Origin of the sequence: Flavobacterium luminosum, assembly GCF_023635005.1 — a bacterium.
In the GTDB taxonomy this organism is placed as follows: Bacteria; Bacteroidota; Bacteroidia; order Flavobacteriales; family Flavobacteriaceae; genus Flavobacterium; species Flavobacterium luminosum.
Genome location: NZ_JAMLJM010000004.1, coordinates 120,930 through 139,024, shown reverse-complemented (window position 1 = coordinate 139,024; position 18,095 = coordinate 120,930). Strand labels below are relative to the sequence as shown.

Sequence of the window (18,095 nt, the reverse complement as noted above, 5' to 3'; positions counted from 1 at the left end):
TTTATAGTATGTTGATAGCTCTATTTGATTTGAAAATATGTTACAAGAAAATATGTTTTTTTAATTGGTTAAAATTCAATTGTAAATGCCAAACAGCTTTTATTAATGTTACAAAAAAAATTAATACAAAATATATTTTCATTAGGAATAATACAAATAGTAAATTTTATTTTTCCTCTGATAACAATACCATATTTGTCAAGAATAATAGGTCCTTCAGGTTATGGTATAATTAATTATGCTACAGCATTTGTTGGGTATTTTAGTCTTTTAATTTTCTATGGATTTGACTTGACTGCAACCAGAAGAATATCACAGGACCCATATGATTTTAAAAATATAAATGCTGTTTTTTTAGATGTAATTAATAGTCGTATAATCTTATTCATAATTGCAGTTTTTTTATTTATTTTTTCATTACTTACTATAAATCCATTACAAAGAGATGTTTTGGTGAGTGTAATTCTTTTCATAGGCACTATCTCTTCTCTATTATCTCCACAATATATTTTTCAAGGAACACAGAATCTGGTGATTTATGCAAAGATTAATTTTATAAGGGGATCGTTGAATACGGTTTTGGTTTTTCTTTTAATAAAAAAACCTGAGGACTATTATTGGATAGTTATTTTGAGTTCCTCTTTTAGTATATTATTTAATCTTTTTCTCCTAATTTATGCAATAAAAAAATATCAATTAAAGTTTAAATGGAAAAAAATTAACGAATCGATTAAACTTCTATACAAAGAAAGTAGAATTTTTCTTTCAACAGTTTTGATTTCATTATACACGACTACAAATGTTGTGATTTTAGGTTTTTTTGCAGATTCGAAGGAATTAGGCTATTATACCACAAGTCAAAACTTTATACTAATAGTGATTTCTGTTTTGAGTATTCCCATTTCCACCTCTCTTTTTCCTTATATAGGAAATAAATTATCAGAATCAAGAGAAGATGGGCTGAGAATAATAAAAAATGTAATTCCTATTATCTTTTATATTTACTTTTTCGCATCTTTATTTATACTAATTTTTGCTCCTTTTTTGGTGAAATTAATATATGGAGATCTGTTTGCTCCAGCAGTTCTGGCTTTAAGGATAACTTCATTTATGCCACTAATGATAGGATTGTCAAATGTTTTTGGGATACAAATTATGTTAAATGTAAAACTTGATAAAGCTTTTTTTAGAATTACCGCAATATGTAGTTTTATAGGAGTTCTTTTGGGAGTTATTATGAGTAGTAGGTTCGGTTATTTAGGAACCGCTTGGAATGTTATTATAATTGAAACTATTGTTACTTTATTGATGTATTTGTATTTGAGAAAAGAAAAAATTTATATTGTTAATAGGAACAGTTTTCACCCCAAAAATCTTTTGAGAACGGTAAATGATGTTATAAAAATAAAATAAAATGAATAGATATTTAATTGTTGGTGCTGGTTTTTCTGGTGCTGTAATTGCTGAAAGACTTGCAAAAAATCCTGATAATTTTATTGTTGTAATTGATGAAAGAGAACATATTGGGGGAAATTGTTTTACTGAAAGAGATTCCGAAACCAATGTAATGGTTCATAAATACGGCCCCCATATTTTTAATACAGATAATATTGAAGTATGGAATTATATTCAAGAGTTTTGTCAAATGATGCCATTTGTAAATAGAGTGAAAACCATATTTAATGGAAATGTATACTCCATGCCTATTAATTTACATACGATTAATCAATTTTTTGAAAAAACTTTAAATCCTACTGAAGCAAAAGATTTTATAAAATCAATCGCCGATAATACCATTGATGTGCCGAGTAATTTCGAAGAACAAGCATTAAAGTTTATAGGAAAAGATTTGTATGAAGCTTTTTTTTATGGGTATACCAAAAAACAATGGGGATGCGAGCCAACAGAATTACCTGCAAGCATATTAAAAAGGCTTCCAGTGAGGTTCAATTATGACGATAATTATTATAGTAATCCTTATCAAGGAATTCCAAAAGATGGTTATACGGCTATTTTTGAAAAAATGCTTAATGCTCCAAATATAAAAGTAAACTTAAATACAAAATTTGATTCAAAATGGGATGTAAGAGAATATGATCACATTTTTTACACGGGTCCTATTGATTCATTTTTCAATTATAAATACGGTAGGTTATCCTATAGAACGGTTTTTTTTGAGTCTTCTATTACAAATGATGATTATCAAGGAAATGCGGTAATAAATTATGCTGATCCAGACGTTCCTTTTACGCGTATCCATGAACATAAGCACTTTACACCTTGGGAATCACATAACAAAACAATTTATTTTAAAGAATTTAGTAAAGAAACAGAAGAAGGGGATGTGCCATATTATCCCAAAAGATTAGCTCAAGATCTAGAGAAATTAGTTGAATATCAGAAAGAAGTGGAAAAATTAGATAAATTTACATTTTTGGGTAGACTAGCTACTTATAGATATATGGATATGCATCACGTTATTGCTGAAGCTTTGGAAATTCATAGGCAGTTTATTAAACAGTAAAGGTTATAATTTTATAAAAAATAATGAAGATACTTCAAATAAGTACAGGTTATGATATCTCTTTTAGTGGTGGTATAACAAATTACGTTCGTAACATATCGACTGCATTGGCTAATGAAAATTTTGATGTTACAGTACTTTTTTCACAAGATAATGGTGAAAGTAAAAAATATAATTACGATACGATATCTATTCAGACTGAATTAAGACCATTTCATTTAAGTAGTGTTATAAAAAATAAAGATTTATATAAACTTGAGGAGATATTAAAAAAATTAAAACCAGATATTATACACGTACACATGATTATTGATTTACCTCTTTCTGTCTTAAAGGTTTTTCAAAAATATGCTAAACTAGTGATCTCATTGCATGATTATTCTTATATATGTAATAGGATAATTTTGATAGATAGAGAGGGTAAAAATTGTGTTAATAATAATGAGAATAAAAAATGTAATACTTGTATTACTTATGAAGAAACTATTGATAATAGACTTATTAATTTTAGTATAAGAAAATTAAAACAATTTTTGAATATCAATAAAATTTGTAATTCATCAGGTCACTATGATCGATTGCAATTAGCTAAGAAACTTTTTAGTCAAGCGGATGCCATAATTGCTGTTTCAAATAGAGTTAAAGAAATTTATAAATCAAATGGATTTGATAATAAAAATTTTTTTGTGAATCACATTGGTAATTATACTGCAGAAGATGATTTTAGGGAGAAATTTTTAGAAAGGCCATTAAAAAATACTAATGAGAAATTTAGATTTGGTTTTATAGGAAATTTGAATTATCACAAAGGAGCTGAGATTTTTAAAGAAATAGTACAACATTCAACACACGAATTTCATATTTATGGAGGAATTGATGCAAAATTGAAGCCTTTTATAGAGTCATATGAAAACGTTTATTATCACGGTAAGTATGGCCATAATGATTTAGAGTCTATTCTTAAAAATATAGAAATCGGATTAGTACTTCCTATTTGGGAAGATAATGCTCCTCAAGTTGTATTTGAATTTTTAAACTCTGGTATCCCAATAATTGCTACAAAAATGGGAGGTATTCCAGATTTTATAAATCAAGAAAATGGAATTTTGTTCGAACCAAATCAGGAAGAGATTCATAAAATATTCAATTTTATGAATAGTAATGATATATATGAATTTTACAATAAAGTTGTAAATAAATTCGAAGGGACAAAAAAAGTGAAACAACACATGCAAGATTTGATAAAAATTTATAATTCTATATGATTAAATTGCTTAAAATTTTAAATGCAATTAGATTAGACATTAAGCGGTATTTTTTGAGTAAGTATAATAATGTTGATTGGAGACTAAGAAATCCACATAATTATACCACGATATCTAAAAACGTCAAAAATAGTGCCTTGATACAAGTCGGTAAATACTCTTATGGAGAAATTAATGTACAGTCTTTTGAAAATGAAAATGAAAAATTAATTATTGGGAATTTTGTAAGTATTGCAGACAATGTTGTTTTTGTTCTAGGAGGAAATCACCAGATAAGTGCGTTTACGACTTACCCATTAAAAGCAATTTTTTCAGAGCCATTCAGTAAAGATGATGCCCAAACAAAAGGAGCTGTTGTTATAGAAGATGAGGTTTGGATAGGTACGAATGTAATGATAATGTCGGGTGTTACTATTGGAAAAGGCGCTATAATAGCAGCTGGTAGTATAGTTGTAAAAGATGTTGCCCCTTTTTCTATTGTGGGAGGAAATCCAGCAGATTTTTTAAAGTGGAGAATTCCTGAAAATCTGATTCATAAAAGAAGTAAGATGAATTTGAAAGATTTGCATATTGAAGGAATTAAAAAAGAAATGGATTTATTTTACAAAACATTAGATGAAGATCTATTGAAAGAGATTGAAGAAAAATTATGTTAGAGGTTTCCATAATCATTGTAAATTACAATACAAAAGATCTGGTAATTGATTGTATTAGATCCGTAATAAATAATACCAAAGCAATTTCGTACGAAATTATTTTGGTAGATAATGCTTCTACCGATGGTTCGGTAGAAAATGTAAAAGAAATATTCCCTTCAATAAATATAATTAGCTCATCGGTAAATTTAGGTTTTGGTAGAGCTAATAATCTAGCATCTCAAAACGCTAAAGGAGAGTTTTTATTTTTTTTAAATTCAGATACTGTTCTAGTTGAAGATTCCATTTCCAAGCTATATTATTTTTTTATCAGCAATGAAAATGAAATCAAAATAGGGGCATTAGGATGTATTTTAGTAGATAAGACATTTCAAGTAAACGGTTTCGGAGGTAAATTTCCTACATGCAAAGAGGAAATGAAAGGGTTGTTTAGAACAATGTTGTTAAATATGAAGTTAATTACTTCGCACAGAAAACAGACTTATCCTTTAAATAAAGAATTTTTTGAAGTGGATTATGTAATTGGAGCAGATCTTATGATGCGATCATCATTGTTTAAAAAATTAAATGGTTTTGACCCTTCTTTCTTTATGTATTATGAAGAAACGGATTTGCAAAAAAGAATGTCATTACTAAATCTTAAAGCGTTTATATATACAAAAACAAGAATTATACATTTGGAAGATGGTTCAGGGAAATTAATAAAAACATATTCTAATAGAAAAAGAATTATTATTCATACTAGTAGAAATATTTACTTAAAGAAAAATGATTCAAGAAATTACAATATATATGTATATTGGGATAAATTATATTTGTTTTTTTCCAAATTCAACAAAAAATATTCATTTTCGGAAAATAAACAATATAGTTTAGAAGTAAAAAAGACTCATACATGAAAATAGCATTATTAGGGAGTAAAGATTTTGATAGTCTAGAATTTCATATCAATGATACACTCATACATATGGGACATGAGGTTTATCATGTCGATATCGCCGATGTAGTAGCAATTCCCTATAAGTATAATTATTGGGCTACAAAACTATTTCCAAAATATGACGTAGCCATCTTTAAAAAAATTGCCTATAAAATCATAGAGCAACAGCCTGATTTTGTTATTTGTACCTATAGGTTTATTCATCCGGAATGTATAAAATTAATCAAAGAAAATTTGAAAAATGTCCCGGTGATTCATATTAATCCTGATCAATTAACAACTCTTGAATACCAACAAATTTTTGTATCACCATATGATGCTTTTTTTTCTAAAGAGTATTTTATGGTCAATTTTATGAAAAATAACATCAAATTAAATACATTTTATTTGCCGGAGGCTTTTAATCCCAGAATACATAAATCTCCTGAGATAGATAGAGTACAACTAGAAACGAATATTAATATTGACGTAGTGGCTTTTGGTACAATGTATCCATACCGTTCTAAGATGATTGAAAAATTGATTGATTCAGGGGTGAATGTTTCACTTTTTGGTACTCCTGATAAACGTTTTCCAAATCAAAAAATCATGAAACACTTTAAAAATGAGTTTATTACTGGTGAAAGAAAATCAGAAATAGTGTATGGATCAAAAATCGTTTTTAATAATTTTCATTATGCAGAAATTTCCTCGGTTAATGTTAAATATTTTGAAAATTATGGTATCGGAGGATTTCAAATTTGTGATTATAAACCAACAATTGAAGAATTCAGTAAAGTTGATGTAGAAAAATATACGTACAAGAATATTGACGAAGCAATAGAATTGATTAATTATTACCTTAACAGACCTGAGGAAAGATATAATATTACTAATATTCAACAAGAACATTTTTTAAAAAATCATACTTATGAGCATAGAATGAATGATGTTTTTAGTAAATTATAACAATGGAAGTCTACTTATTCACCATCTTTATTTTAGCTTCATTCTCTTTTTTTCAAATAACAACAGAAAATTACAGAGATAGTAATCAATTGATCAAGTTTTTTGGAATAACATCCTTTTGTATTCTTGTAATACAGATGGGGTTAAGATGGGAAACAGGAACCGATTGGGAACCTTATTATGATCATTTCAATAGTTTTACAAATCAAAAATATTGGAGGGAGATCAATGAGATGGAAATAGGATACGGTTTTTTTGTTTATCTTTTCAATAATTTTTTTGGTAATTATTCCATTTTTTTACTGGTAAATGCAGTTATATTTTATTGGTTAACATTCAGAGCAATACGCTTTTTTTCACCTTACTCCATATTAGGTTTTTTATTGTTTTATTGTTTTAGTATAGGTTTATGGGGTTCCAACAGGCAGTTGTTGTCTTTAAGCATTGGTTTAGTTTCTTTGGAGTTCTTATACAAGAAGAAATTAATTTATTATTTTGTTTTGGTTTTCATAGCTTATTTATTTCATTCTAGTTCTCTTTTATTTTTGCTTTTTTTCTTTTTAAATAAGGAGTTGTCATTTAAAAATATATTTATAATCTTGTTAGTCAGTTTTGTGATAGGCTATACGGGATTACCGGTAAAAATTTTCAGTTTAGCAGGAGGGATCAATGAAATGGCTACGAATAAAGCTGAAATCTATTTGAATCAAGCTAATGAAAATTTGGAAAGTGTGAGGCTCTCTCTTTTTGGACTATTAAAGAGGTTATTTTTTTTATTAATATTTCTTTACAATAGAGATAAAATCTCAAAATTATTTCCTAAATACAACTTATTGTTAAATGGTTATGTTCTTAGCTTAGCTTTTTATTTTATTTTTTCACAAAGTTTATTAGTCATGATTAGTAGGGGGAGTTTGTATTTTAATGCGATGGAACCCCTATTGTTGAGTTTTCAATTGGTGTTATTAAAAGATAAAAAGTATCGATTAATTGGTTTTTTGATTTTGTTAATCTTTGCATTTATCTCTTTTAAACAGTCTATTAGCGCTTATCCGGAACTTTTTGATCCATACAAAGGGATTTTTTATAATGAACATTTTAACAGAGTAGTTTTTTAATGTATGCTAATTCTATTATTACTTTTTTTAATTTTATTTTCAGCGCTAGAGTTGCATAAGAAACAAACTTTTCCTCTCCTTGTTTTGTTTTTATTATCAAGCCTGGCTGCTTTTATAGAAGGAATTAGATGGTATAGTGGAACGGATTTTTTCATGTACTATAACAGTTATGAAAAAGTTTTAAATGCAACTACGGAACCACATAACACCCGTTATGAGTTTTGTTATTTATACTTAACAAAAGGATTCAAAATTTTAAATATTCCGTATACATTATTTCTTTTATTTCTTTCGTTCTTTTCAGTCTTGCTTTATAGTAATACAATTAGAAAATTTACAATATACCCTTTAACGGGACTACTGGTTTATTTTGTTTCTATAATAGGTTTTTGGGGTAGTAATAGACAACTTATTGCGATGGCTATTGTTTTTTTTGGAATGAATTATTTGATGGAAAAAAAATATATAAAGTTTATAGTTTTAGTCTTATTAGCTTCTTGTTTTCATACAACGGCAATCACAATGTTGTTTTTACTATTACTAGTTCATAAAATAGATTTTAAAAAGTGGATGATTCTAGGAGGAGGAGTTATTCTTTTGAGTTTTTTGCCTCTAGAGAGTATTGTAATTAGATTGCTGGATTTTAACAGTAGTTTTTTTCCTTATTTCAAAGAAAGATTTATAGTTTATAGTCAGTTTAATGAGGCTAAAGTTGATTTTTTTAAAAATTTGTTAGGATTGATTAGAAAGGCAATGCCAATTGTATTTCTAATCTTATTTAAAAATAAATTACAGCATCTAAAAGGATATGTTTTTTTTCTAAATATTTCTATTGTTTCATTTTTAGTTTTTTTCTTGGCAAGTTTAAATTTTACGTATTTGTTAGGAAGGTTTACAATCTACTTTTCAATTTACGAGTGTATTATTTATTCTTGGATCGGATATATTGTACTAGATAAAGACAAATGGATTAAATATTCGAGTTTGTCCTTGTTTTACTTTTTTTGTGTTTTTTCTTTTTTTAGGTCTTTGAAATTATATCAAGAATTATTTATTCCTTACAAAACAATATTTTTTACTTTTTAAGATGAATGTTCAATTTTTTGAAAGAAAACCGTTCAATGGACAAATAAGTATTGAAAAACTTTTTTCTGTCATAAGATCTCAATTAAACGATTTTGGGGTACAAACTAATTCTTTCAAAAATCCCTACGCTCTTAAAGGTATGTTGAAATCGTTCTGGTATTTTTATAAAAATCAGGGTGATATTAACCACATTACGGGGGATATTCATTGGGTCGCTCTAGTACTAAATCCAAAAAGAACCGTATTAACTATTCATGATTTAGTAGGGTTACAATATCTGAAAGGAATTCGTAAGAAAATTTATTATTATCTTTGGATTTATTGGCCCATAAGAAGACTTAAATATATAACTGTAATCTCGGAAAAGACGAAAAAGGAAATAGTAGAGTTACTTCCTTGGGCAGCTCAAAAAATTGTAGTAATTCCAAATTGCTTAACAATTCCCTTTTCAAAAGATTTTAAAAAAAATAACAATAGCATATCCAAGTTTCTTATCATAGGAACAAGAGCAAATAAGAATGTAGATCGTGCTATACAAGCACTAAAAGGAATTAAAGGAGTATTAAACATAGTAGGAGAAATAACTCCTGAACAGAAAGTTTTTTTAGAGACCAACAATATTGATTATGATATTCATGTCAATGTAAATGAAACTAAATTGATTGAATTTTATAAAGAGTCAGATATATTACTTTTTCCATCTTTTTACGAAGGTTTTGGCTTGCCAATTATTGAAGCTCAAGCCTATCAGTGTGCGGTGATTACTTCTAATATTTCTCCAATGAAAGAAGTTGCTGGAGAAGGAGCCATTCTGGTAAATCCTTATCAAATCAATGAGATTACTGAGGCTATTGTGAAGTTGCAAAATGATACTGTTTTCAAAGAAGAATTAATCAAAAAAGGATTGATGAATGTGAAAAACTATGAGCCCAAAGCAATAGCAATTCTATATCTTAATTTGTATCAAAAAATTTTACAAGAGAATGATTTTAATTGACGCATTATATATAAACAATGGTGGAGGTAAGGTACTTTTAGATTACTTAATTTCCAATTTAGAAAAAACAGATAAAAAAATTTTTTATCTCTTTGATGTGAGAGTAAAAAATAATTTGTCATTTGATTTTAAAGAATCAAATACGGTTGTTTTTTTAAAAGCGTCCATGATGAATCGATTTAAGTTTTATAATCAAAACAAGAAAAATTTTACTACTGTTTTGTGTTTTGGAAACTTACCCCCAAACATTAGGTTAGAAGGTGTAGTATATACCTATTTTCATCAGCTAATGTATTTGTCAGTCCCTATTGATTTTTCTTATTTCGATAAATTAAAATTTTGGTTAAAAGTACAAGTATTAACTCAATTCAAAAAGAATACTAATATTTGGTTAGTTCAATCAAATATAATCAAACAAAAGTTTATTGCTAAATACAATATAAATGAAAAACAAGTGTTAATTTGTCCCTTTTATCCACCCATTTTTAAAGAGAATCAAATTGAAAGAAAGAAACACACGTATATATATGTTAGCAATCCAACACCTCATAAAAATCACTTGAGGCTCATCGAGGCTTTTTGTGACTTTTACGATAGCTATAAAAAAGGAAAATTGATTCTCACCATAGATGATTCCAACCAAGAAGTTAATAACCTATTAAATTTAAAAAAAGATAGAGGTTATCCTATAGTTTCAATTGGATTTGTATCAAGAGAAAAATTAATGCCGTTATATTGCGAATCAGAATATTTAATTTTTCCATCATTAGCAGAAAGTTTTGGATTGGGTCTAGTAGAAGCCATTGAATGTGGGTGTAAAATATTGGGAGCCGATTTACCTTACATGCATGAGATTTGTGAACCAAGTTTAGTTTTCAATCCTTATGACAAGCAAGCTATATATAAATGCTTATCATTATCTTTGGAAACGGAATTACCACCTAGTAAATCAAAAATAAACAACAAAATAAACGATCTATTAGATTTATTGAAATAAGTTAATGAACATACAAAATAAAATTTTGCTTATAACTGGAGGTACGGGTTCTTTTGGAACAGCAGTACTGAATCGTTTTCTGGAAACGGATCATTTCAAAGAAATCCGAATCTTTTCAAGAGATGAAAAGAAACAGGACGATATGAGAAATCTACATAAAAACGATAAACTCAAGTTCTATATTGGAGATGTTCGTAATCCGTCAAGTATTGATTATGCAATGCGTGGGGTAGATTATGTGTTTCATGCTGCTGCTTTGAAACAGGTGCCTTCATGCGAATTTTTCCCAATGGAAGCGGTAAAAACCAATGTGGAGGGAACACAAAATGTGATAGATGCGGCGGTTAAGTATGGTGTGAAAAAGGTAATTTGCCTGAGCACCGATAAAGCGGCGTATCCTATAAATGCAATGGGTATTTCTAAAGCTATGATGGAAAAAGTAGCTGTGGCAGCTTCAAGAAATTTAGAGCATACAACCGTTTGTTTAACGCGTTACGGAAATGTAATGGGTTCAAGAGGATCTGTTATTCCATTGTTCGTGAAGCAAATTAAAAATGGGGAACCACTTACGATCACCGATCCTTCAATGACACGTTTTCTGATGTCTTTAGAAGAAGCAGTAGAATTAGTTCTTTTTGCATTCGAACATGGAAATCCTGGGGATTTGTTTGTGAATAAAGCTCCAGCAGGAACAATTGGCGATTTAGCACAAGCATTAAAAGAAATGTTTAAAGCAGATAATCCAATTAGAATTATTGGAACAAGACATGGCGAAAAGCTCTATGAAACACTTTGTACTCGTGAGGAAATGCTAAAAGCAGAAGATATGGGAGATTTTTACCGAATTCCTGCCGATAATAGGGATTTAAATTATGCACAATATTTTTCTGAAGGTGAGATAGATGTTTCTAAAATTGAAGATTATCATTCGCATAATACAATCCAACAAGATGTTGAAGGGATGAAGCAACTCTTAATGAAACTTCCTTTAATTCGCAAAGAGGTATTAGGAGAAGCCGATTTAAAACAATATCCAGATTAAATTGAGTATGTTGCCAACAGTGATAAAAGGGAATTGTCATTCAGACCATAGAGGAACGCTCAAATTCAATAATGATTTTGATGCTAGTCCAATAAAAAGGATGTATGTGATTGAAAATGAAAGTCCTAATTTTAAGAGGGGATGGCAAGGACATAAAAGGGAACAAAGATGGTTTTCTGCCATGGTTGGAACTTTTGAAATACAACTAATAAGGATAGAGAATTGGGATAATCCTGAGCCAATAGCAAAACCATACGTTTTTTGTCTTTCCTCAGAAAACTTAGATATATTACATGTTCCTTCAGGTTATATTTCTTGTATTCAATCAAAGGAAGAAAATGCAAAACTTTTAGTAATGAGCGATTATCTTTTGGGAGAAATTAAAGATGAATATAAATATCCTTTAGAGTACTTTGTCTGCACAAAACAATAAAATATGCTAAAAATAGGAATTACAGGACAACATGGTTTTGTAGGAAATCATTTGTACAATACTTTAGGATTATTTCCCAATGAGTTTGAAAGAATTGATTTCGATAAAAGTTTTTTTGGAAACCAACAGCAATTAGATGCTTTTGTGAAACAATGTGATGTAATTGTACATTTAGCTGCGATGAACAGACACGAAAGTCAAGAAGTTATATATGCGACCAACTTAGATTTAGTAGAGAAATTAGTTTCATCATTAGAAAGAACGCAATCAAAACCACAGGTGCTTTTTTCCTCTTCGTCACAAGAAGAAAGAGAGAACTTATACGGAAAATCCAAAAAGCAAGGCCGTGAAATTTTCATAAATTGGGCAAAGAAAAATGATGCAAAATTTACAGGTTTGATAATTCCGAATGTTTTTGGACCGTTTGGGAAACCTAATTACAATTCTTTTATAGCAACTTTTTGTTATAAATTAACCCATGGGGAAATACCGGTAATCGATGCAGACGGTGAAGTAAAATTAATTTATGTTGGGGAATTATGTCAGCTAATTATAGAGCAAATACGATCGGGTAGTTCAGAAAAGGAATTAATGATACCGCCTTCATCAATTAATAAAGTTTCGGAGGTTTTAGCAAAATTGAATCATTTCAAAGACAGTTATTTCACAAAAGGAGAAATACCCAGATTAGAGTCAACCTTCGATTTGAATTTGTTCAATACTTTTAGATCGTATATCGACCACAAGAGTCATTTTCCAGTTAAATTTGTTCAACATACAGATCCTCGTGGAGCTTTTGTGGAGGTAATTAGATTGGGTGTAGGAGGACAAGTTTCTTTTTCTACTACAGTCCCGGGTATAACTAGAGGGAATCATTATCATACCAGAAAAATAGAACGATTTGCTGTAATCAAAGGAAAAGCATTAATTCAGTTAAGAAAGATTGGAACAGATGAAGTACTTGATTTTTATCTGGACGGAAATGAGCCGGCGTATGTAGATATGCCTATATGGTATACTCACAATATCAAAAATATTGGGGAAGAATTACTATACACTAATTTTTGGATCAACGAATTTTTCGATCCCAATGATACTGATACCTATTTTGAACAAGTTTAAAAGATAATTTAGAGCCTTTCTGGTAAAAATGAAAAAATTAAAAGTAATAACAGTAGTAGGAACTAGACCTGAAATCATCCGATTGTCCCGTGTGATGGCCGCTTTAGATGCTTCTGAAGCAATTGAACACATTGTAGTTCATACAGGTCAAAACTATGATTATGAATTAAACCAAATCTTTTTTGAAGATTTAGGAATTCGTAAACCCGATTATTTTTTAAATGCAGCGGGTAAAACAGCCACCGAAACGGTCGGACAAATACTAATTAAAATTGATCCTTTACTAGAAGAAATTCAACCGGATGCTTTTTTAGTTTTAGGAGATACTAACAGTTGTTTGTGTGCTATCCCAGCAAAAAAACGTCAAATCCCTATTTTCCATATGGAAGCTGGAAACCGTTGTTTTGATCAAAGAGTTCCAGAAGAAACCAATCGTAAAATAGTAGATCATATTTCAGATGTTAATTTGACGTATAGTGATATCGCCCGCGAATATTTACTTCGAGAAGGTTTACCAGCCGATAGAATCATTAAAACGGGATCTCCAATGTTTGAAGTGTTACATCATTATTTGCCATCCATTCAAACTTCAGAGGTTTTGAGCCGATTAAATTTAGAAAAAGGCAAGTATTTTGTAGTGTCTTCACACAGAGAAGAGAATATCAATAATGACGAAAATTTCTTCGGATTAATAGAAAGCTTAAATGTAATCGCCGAAAAATACAACTATCCAATTATCGTAAGTACACATCCAAGAACAAGAAATAAAATTGAAGCTTCAAAAGTCCAAGTGCGAGAAGAAGTTCAATTTTTAAAACCACTAGGATTTCATGATTATAATGCTTTACAAATGAATGCTTTGGCGGTATTGTCAGATAGCGGTACCATTTCAGAAGAATCTTCTATATTGAATTTTCCAGCTTTAAATATTCGTCAAGCACATGAAAGACCTGAAGCTATGGAAGAAGCATCGGTAATGATGGTAGGGCTATCACCGGAACGAATTATGCAAGGTTTAGTTCAACTCGAACAACAAAAAACGGGATCAGAACGTAATTTCCGTACGGTGGCCGATTATTCTATGCCTAATGTGTCAGAAAAAATGGTGCGTATCATTTTAAGTTATACGGATTATGTAAATAGAGTAGTTTGGTCTAAAAAGTAGTATAGAGTTCAGTTACACTGAGCGTAGTCGAAATGTTTCTTGAAATTTTATAATAACAAAATGTATTAATGGAAACTTCGGGATGCTCAGCCTAGATAAAATTAAAAAATAGAAAAGAATTCTTTAAATTACTTTCCATCTGTGTGGAATAAAAATAAAACAACGTGAAACCCAATAGTAAAATACTTTTTCTTGCCTTAGCGTATCCTAAAATTCCAAAATCAAGTAATTTATATACTGATTTAATGGAAGAATTCCGTAATCAAGGACACGAAGTATTTGTTGTGGCTCCTGCCTTGAACAATCACGAAGTGGGATTAATTGAAGAAGAAGGAATTCAAGTCATTCGGGTGAAGACCTTACCTCTTTTAAATGTGAATCCTATTAGAAAAGGAATCGCTAACGTATTGTTGCCCTTTCAATATAAAAAGGCGATAAAAAAATATTTTCAATCTACTACTTTAGATCTAATCATTATGCCTACACCACCTGTTAGTTTGGTCTCTGTAGCGCATTGGTTAAAGCAGCGATACCAATCAAACTTATATTTGATTTTAAGGGATATCTTCCCTCAAAATGCAGTAGATTTAGGTTTGATGAAAAAAGGCGGGTGCTTGTATAATTTCTTCCGAAAGAAAGAGAAAATGTTGTATGAAATAGCAGATGAAATTGGTTGTATGTCACAAGGGAATATAAATTATGTGCTGCAACATAATCCAAAAATAAAAATCAAAAAATTACATTTATTGCCAAATTGGCAAAAGGAAATCCCTCAATTTTCAGGAGATCGAATGGGTTTAAGAACTAAATATCATTTCAATGATAATTTTGTAATTATTTTTGGTGGAAATATTGGATTGCCACAAAAATTAGAAAATATTTTAGCAGTAGCAGAATTGTTTCAACCTCATGATAAGGTATTATTTTTTATAGTCGGACAAGGAACAGAAAAAGCAAAAATTGAACGTTTGATTCATGAAAAAAGACTTCAAAATGTTATTATCAAAGATGCTGTACCGAGAGAAGATTACCAAAATATTATATCGGTAGCAGATTGTGGATTAATTAGTTTACATGAAGATTTTACCATTCCAAATATTCCGTCTAAATCCATGAGTTATTTCAATGCTAAAATTCCAATAATAGCAGCAATTGACATGAATACCGACTACGGAAAACATATCCAAGAAGAGGTGAAGGCAGGATTTTGGGCCCCTTCGAATCAACCTCATTTTATTAAAGAAAAAATTGATTTATTGCGTTCAAATCCACAACTTTGTAAAGAGATGGGGGAAAATGGGTATCAATATTTTATTCACCATGTGACTCCTGCACATAGTTATGATATCATCAACAAAAGAGTCGAGTAAAAGAAGTAGTTTAAAAATGTATCAAAAATTATTTAAGCCAATAATAGATGTTTCTTTAGCGGTGTTAGGATTTATACTTCTGTTGCCTGTTTTTGTATTGGTAACTGTTTTATTATTTTTTGCCAATCAAGGAAAACCTTTTTTTATTCAACAACGTCCTGGGAAAAACTGTAAAGTTTTTTCTATAATCAAATTCAAAACAATGAATGATAAAAAAGGTCCGGACGGTAAACTACTGCATGATGCACAAAGATTAACACCTATTGGGGAATTTGTCAGAAAAACATCGTTGGATGAAATACCTCAGTTGTTAAATGTTTTGAAAGGAGACATGAGTCTCATAGGACCACGACCTTTATTAACGGATTATGTGCATTTATACAATGATTTTCAGAACAGACGACATGAAGTAAAACCGGGGATAACAGGTTGGGCACAAGTAAATGGAAGAAATGCGATTTCTTGGGATCAAAAATTTGCGTATGATGTTTGGTATGTCGATCATTGCAGTCTATTGACAGACCTCAAAATTTTAGCAATGACTTTTCTAAAAGTGATTAAAAAAGAAGGGATTAACGCTGCTGATGCAGCAACAATTGAGCCGTTTAATGGAGAATAAAGTGATTGTCTACGGAGCAAGTGGACATGGGAAAGTGATTATCGATATACTACAAAAAAATAATGTATCGATTCATGCTGTAATCGATGATAATCCTAATTGTGAGTCTATTTTAGGTTTAAAAGTCCATAGACCTAGTGATTTGGATTTCTCTGAAAAGTACCAGATGATTTTATCTATTGGGAATAATGAAATAAGAAAAAAACTGTCGTTACAATTACATCAGATAGATTATACGAATGCCTTTCACCCAAAAGCGATAATTTCAAATCATGCAGTCATTAATCCTGGAACAGTGGTAATGGCAGGAGCTATAGTCAATGCAGGGGCAGTAATTGGGAAACATGTCATTATTAATACAAGTGCTATTGTAGAACACGATTGTGTGATTTCTGATTTTGTTCATATTTCGCCAAATGCCTCTTTAGCCGGAGGGGTTCAAATTGGAGAAGGGACACAGGTTGGACTTGGAGCTTCAGTAATTCAAAATGTTAAAATTGGTAAATGGGCAGTAATAGGAGCCGGGGCAGTGGTTATAAATGACGTGCCTGATTTCGCTGTAATGGTGGGGATTCCCGCAAAATCTATAAAATTTCACACTAATGAATAACTCAAAAATATGGCTTTCGTCTCCACACATGGGAGGAAACGAACAAAAATACGTACAGGAAGCCTTCGATACGAATTGGGTAGCGCCCCTAGGACCTAATGTGAATGGTTTTGAGCAGGATTTAGAGCAATACCTAGAAGAAAATGTTCAGGTAGCGGCCCTGAGTTCTGGAACAGGAGCCTTGCATTTGGCTTTAATTTTATTGGGGGTGCAAGCAGGTGACGAAGTAATCTGTCAAAGCATGACTTTTTCGGCTTCAGCGAATCCTATTATGTATTTGGGTGCCACGCCTATTTTTATCGATAGCGAACCGGAAACTTGGAACATGTGTCCAGTCGCTCTAGAAAAAGCGATACAAGATAGAATGGCTAAAGGGAAAAAACCAAAAGCAATCATTGCGGTGCATCTCTACGGAATGCCTTTCAAATATGATGAAATCAAGGCCATTTCGGTACAATACGATATACCAATAGTAGAAGACAGTGCAGAGGCTTTGGGCAGTTCCTACAAAGGGCAAAAGTGTGGTACGTTGGGCGATATTGGAATCTTGTCTTTTAACGGGAATAAAATTATTACGACTTCCGGGGGAGGGGCTTTGGTAGCTAAAAATAAAGAAACAAAAGACAAAACGGTTTTTCTGTCTACTCAAGCCAGAGACGAAGCACCCCATTATCAACACAGTCAAGTGGGATACAATTATCGCATGAGTAACATATCTGCCGGTATTGGTCGTGGTCAAATGGAAGTATTGGAAAAGCATGTGGCCTTGAGAAGAACAATGCATGATTTTTATGTGGATTTCTTCAAAAACATTGAGGGAATCGCCGTTTTTCAAGAGCCTTCCAAGGAGTATTTTTCCAATCATTGGTTATCCGCCACGGTCATCGATCCGGAAAAAACAGGGGGTAAAACAAGAGAAGATCTGCGTTTGTTTTTAGAGAAAGAAAACATCGAAACCCGTCCGCTCTGGAAACCGATGCATCTACAACCTGTTTTTGAAAAATACCCTTATTACGGAACCAACGTAGCAGAGCAGTTATTTGAAAAGGGACTGTGTTTACCTTCGGGCTCTAATACTACTGAGGAACAAAAAAATAGAATTCTAAGCGCTTTAAAAAGTTTTTTTTAGTACTTTGCGTACTTTAGTACAATAAAAGAATATTATTACGTTTATTATACTCTTAATAAAAAACTATTGTTTTG

At 30.6% G+C, this 18,095-nt stretch carries 18 protein-coding genes; all 18 read left to right on the top strand.

The features are described 5' to 3' along the window. Positions 1-105 precede the first annotated feature (105 nt). Positions 106-1,413: an oligosaccharide flippase family protein gene (locus NAT50_RS07125; protein ID WP_250592533.1), complete on the top strand. Its 1,308-nt coding sequence runs from the start codon at positions 106-108 to the stop codon at positions 1,411-1,413. A 1-nt stretch (position 1,414) separates the two neighbouring features. Further along, positions 1,415-2,524 carry a UDP-galactopyranose mutase gene (gene glf / locus NAT50_RS07120; protein ID WP_250592532.1) on the top strand — a complete coding sequence of 370 codons (1,110 nt, stop codon included), beginning with the start codon at positions 1,415-1,417 and terminating at the stop codon, positions 2,522-2,524. Between the two features lie 23 nt (positions 2,525-2,547). Continuing rightward, positions 2,548-3,789: a glycosyltransferase gene (locus NAT50_RS07115; protein WP_250592531.1), complete on the top strand. Its 1,242-nt coding sequence runs from the start codon at positions 2,548-2,550 to the stop codon at positions 3,787-3,789. Beyond that, positions 3,786-4,445, top strand: coding sequence for a CatB-related O-acetyltransferase (locus NAT50_RS07110; protein ID WP_250592530.1), 660 nt, complete (start codon positions 3,786-3,788; stop codon positions 4,443-4,445). Before NAT50_RS07115 ends, NAT50_RS07110 begins: the two co-directional genes overlap by 4 nt. Next, the gene (locus tag NAT50_RS07105) at positions 4,439-5,344 is read left to right on the top strand and encodes a glycosyltransferase family 2 protein (RefSeq protein WP_250592529.1); all 906 of its coding nucleotides are present in this window, start codon (positions 4,439-4,441) and stop codon (positions 5,342-5,344) included. The genes NAT50_RS07110 and NAT50_RS07105 overlap by 7 nt, the downstream gene beginning before the upstream one ends. Then, positions 5,341-6,333 (top strand): CgeB family protein, encoded by a 993-nt coding sequence (locus NAT50_RS07100; RefSeq protein ID WP_250592528.1) that lies wholly within the window; start codon positions 5,341-5,343, stop codon positions 6,331-6,333. The genes NAT50_RS07105 and NAT50_RS07100 overlap by 4 nt, the downstream gene beginning before the upstream one ends. 2 nt (positions 6,334-6,335) lie before the next feature. Then, positions 6,336-7,451 (top strand): EpsG family protein, encoded by a 1,116-nt coding sequence (locus NAT50_RS07095; RefSeq protein ID WP_262918619.1) that lies wholly within the window; start codon positions 6,336-6,338, stop codon positions 7,449-7,451. Between the two features lie 3 nt (positions 7,452-7,454). Continuing rightward, a complete protein-coding gene (locus NAT50_RS07090) occupies positions 7,455-8,537 on the top strand; it encodes an EpsG family protein (protein WP_250592527.1) in 1,083 nt (360 codons plus the stop codon). A gap of 1 nt (position 8,538) precedes the next feature. Next, positions 8,539-9,534 carry a glycosyltransferase family 4 protein gene (locus NAT50_RS07085; protein WP_250592526.1) on the top strand — a complete coding sequence of 332 codons (996 nt, stop codon included), beginning with the start codon at positions 8,539-8,541 and terminating at the stop codon, positions 9,532-9,534. Further along, positions 9,521-10,531, top strand: a complete 1,011-nt coding sequence (locus NAT50_RS07080; protein ID WP_250592525.1) for a glycosyltransferase — start codon at positions 9,521-9,523, stop codon at positions 10,529-10,531. The genes NAT50_RS07085 and NAT50_RS07080 overlap by 14 nt, the downstream gene beginning before the upstream one ends. 4 nt (positions 10,532-10,535) lie before the next feature. Further along, positions 10,536-11,573 carry a polysaccharide biosynthesis protein gene (locus tag NAT50_RS07075; protein WP_250592524.1) on the top strand — a complete coding sequence of 346 codons (1,038 nt, stop codon included), beginning with the start codon at positions 10,536-10,538 and terminating at the stop codon, positions 11,571-11,573. 7 nt (positions 11,574-11,580) lie between these two features. After that, positions 11,581-12,006 (top strand): WxcM-like domain-containing protein, encoded by a 426-nt coding sequence (locus NAT50_RS07070; protein ID WP_250592523.1) that lies wholly within the window; start codon positions 11,581-11,583, stop codon positions 12,004-12,006. Between the two features lie 3 nt (positions 12,007-12,009). Next, positions 12,010-13,128, top strand: coding sequence for a polysaccharide biosynthesis C-terminal domain-containing protein (locus NAT50_RS07065; protein WP_250592522.1), 1,119 nt, complete (start codon positions 12,010-12,012; stop codon positions 13,126-13,128). Between the two features lie 28 nt (positions 13,129-13,156). Continuing rightward, positions 13,157-14,293 carry a non-hydrolyzing UDP-N-acetylglucosamine 2-epimerase gene (gene wecB, locus NAT50_RS07060; RefSeq protein ID WP_250592521.1) on the top strand — a complete coding sequence of 379 codons (1,137 nt, stop codon included), beginning with the start codon at positions 13,157-13,159 and terminating at the stop codon, positions 14,291-14,293. Between the two features lie 164 nt (positions 14,294-14,457). Next, positions 14,458-15,663, top strand: coding sequence for a glycosyltransferase family 4 protein (locus NAT50_RS12375; RefSeq protein ID WP_250592520.1), 1,206 nt, complete (start codon positions 14,458-14,460; stop codon positions 15,661-15,663). Between the two features lie 16 nt (positions 15,664-15,679). Next, positions 15,680-16,282 carry a sugar transferase gene (locus NAT50_RS07050; protein WP_250592519.1) on the top strand — a complete coding sequence of 201 codons (603 nt, stop codon included), beginning with the start codon at positions 15,680-15,682 and terminating at the stop codon, positions 16,280-16,282. Beyond that, on the top strand, positions 16,272-16,892 hold the full coding sequence (locus NAT50_RS07045) for an acetyltransferase (protein ID WP_250592518.1): 621 nt from the start codon (positions 16,272-16,274) through the stop codon (positions 16,890-16,892). Before NAT50_RS07050 ends, NAT50_RS07045 begins: the two co-directional genes overlap by 11 nt. After that, positions 16,885-18,021, top strand: a complete 1,137-nt coding sequence (locus NAT50_RS07040) for a DegT/DnrJ/EryC1/StrS family aminotransferase (protein ID WP_250592517.1) — start codon at positions 16,885-16,887, stop codon at positions 18,019-18,021. Before NAT50_RS07045 ends, NAT50_RS07040 begins: the two co-directional genes overlap by 8 nt. The last annotated feature ends 74 nt before the right edge of the window (positions 18,022-18,095 follow it).

Coding starts and splice junctions, on each gene's coding strand:
- NAT50_RS07100 (WP_250592528.1), top strand. CDS start 5,341: ATGAAAATAGCATTATTAGGGAGTAAAGATTTTGATAGTCTAGAATTT.
- NAT50_RS07105 (WP_250592529.1), top strand. CDS start 4,439: ATGTTAGAGGTTTCCATAATCATTGTAAATTACAATACAAAAGATCTG.
- NAT50_RS07075 (WP_250592524.1), top strand. CDS start 10,536: ATGAACATACAAAATAAAATTTTGCTTATAACTGGAGGTACGGGTTCT.
- NAT50_RS07090 (WP_250592527.1), top strand. CDS start 7,455: ATGCTAATTCTATTATTACTTTTTTTAATTTTATTTTCAGCGCTAGAG.
- wecB (WP_250592521.1), top strand. CDS start 13,157: ATGAAAAAATTAAAAGTAATAACAGTAGTAGGAACTAGACCTGAAATC.
- NAT50_RS07065 (WP_250592522.1), top strand. CDS start 12,010: ATGCTAAAAATAGGAATTACAGGACAACATGGTTTTGTAGGAAATCAT.
- NAT50_RS07050 (WP_250592519.1), top strand. CDS start 15,680: ATGTATCAAAAATTATTTAAGCCAATAATAGATGTTTCTTTAGCGGTG.
- NAT50_RS07080 (WP_250592525.1), top strand. CDS start 9,521: ATGATTTTAATTGACGCATTATATATAAACAATGGTGGAGGTAAGGTA.
- NAT50_RS07040 (WP_250592517.1), top strand. CDS start 16,885: ATGAATAACTCAAAAATATGGCTTTCGTCTCCACACATGGGAGGAAAC.
- NAT50_RS07125 (WP_250592533.1), top strand. CDS start 106: ATGTTACAAAAAAAATTAATACAAAATATATTTTCATTAGGAATAATA.
- NAT50_RS07085 (WP_250592526.1), top strand. CDS start 8,539: ATGAATGTTCAATTTTTTGAAAGAAAACCGTTCAATGGACAAATAAGT.
- NAT50_RS07045 (WP_250592518.1), top strand. CDS start 16,272: ATGGAGAATAAAGTGATTGTCTACGGAGCAAGTGGACATGGGAAAGTG.
- glf (WP_250592532.1), top strand. CDS start 1,415: ATGAATAGATATTTAATTGTTGGTGCTGGTTTTTCTGGTGCTGTAATT.
- NAT50_RS07095 (WP_262918619.1), top strand. CDS start 6,336: ATGGAAGTCTACTTATTCACCATCTTTATTTTAGCTTCATTCTCTTTT.
- NAT50_RS07110 (WP_250592530.1), top strand. CDS start 3,786: ATGATTAAATTGCTTAAAATTTTAAATGCAATTAGATTAGACATTAAG.
- NAT50_RS07115 (WP_250592531.1), top strand. CDS start 2,548: ATGAAGATACTTCAAATAAGTACAGGTTATGATATCTCTTTTAGTGGT.
- NAT50_RS07070 (WP_250592523.1), top strand. CDS start 11,581: ATGTTGCCAACAGTGATAAAAGGGAATTGTCATTCAGACCATAGAGGA.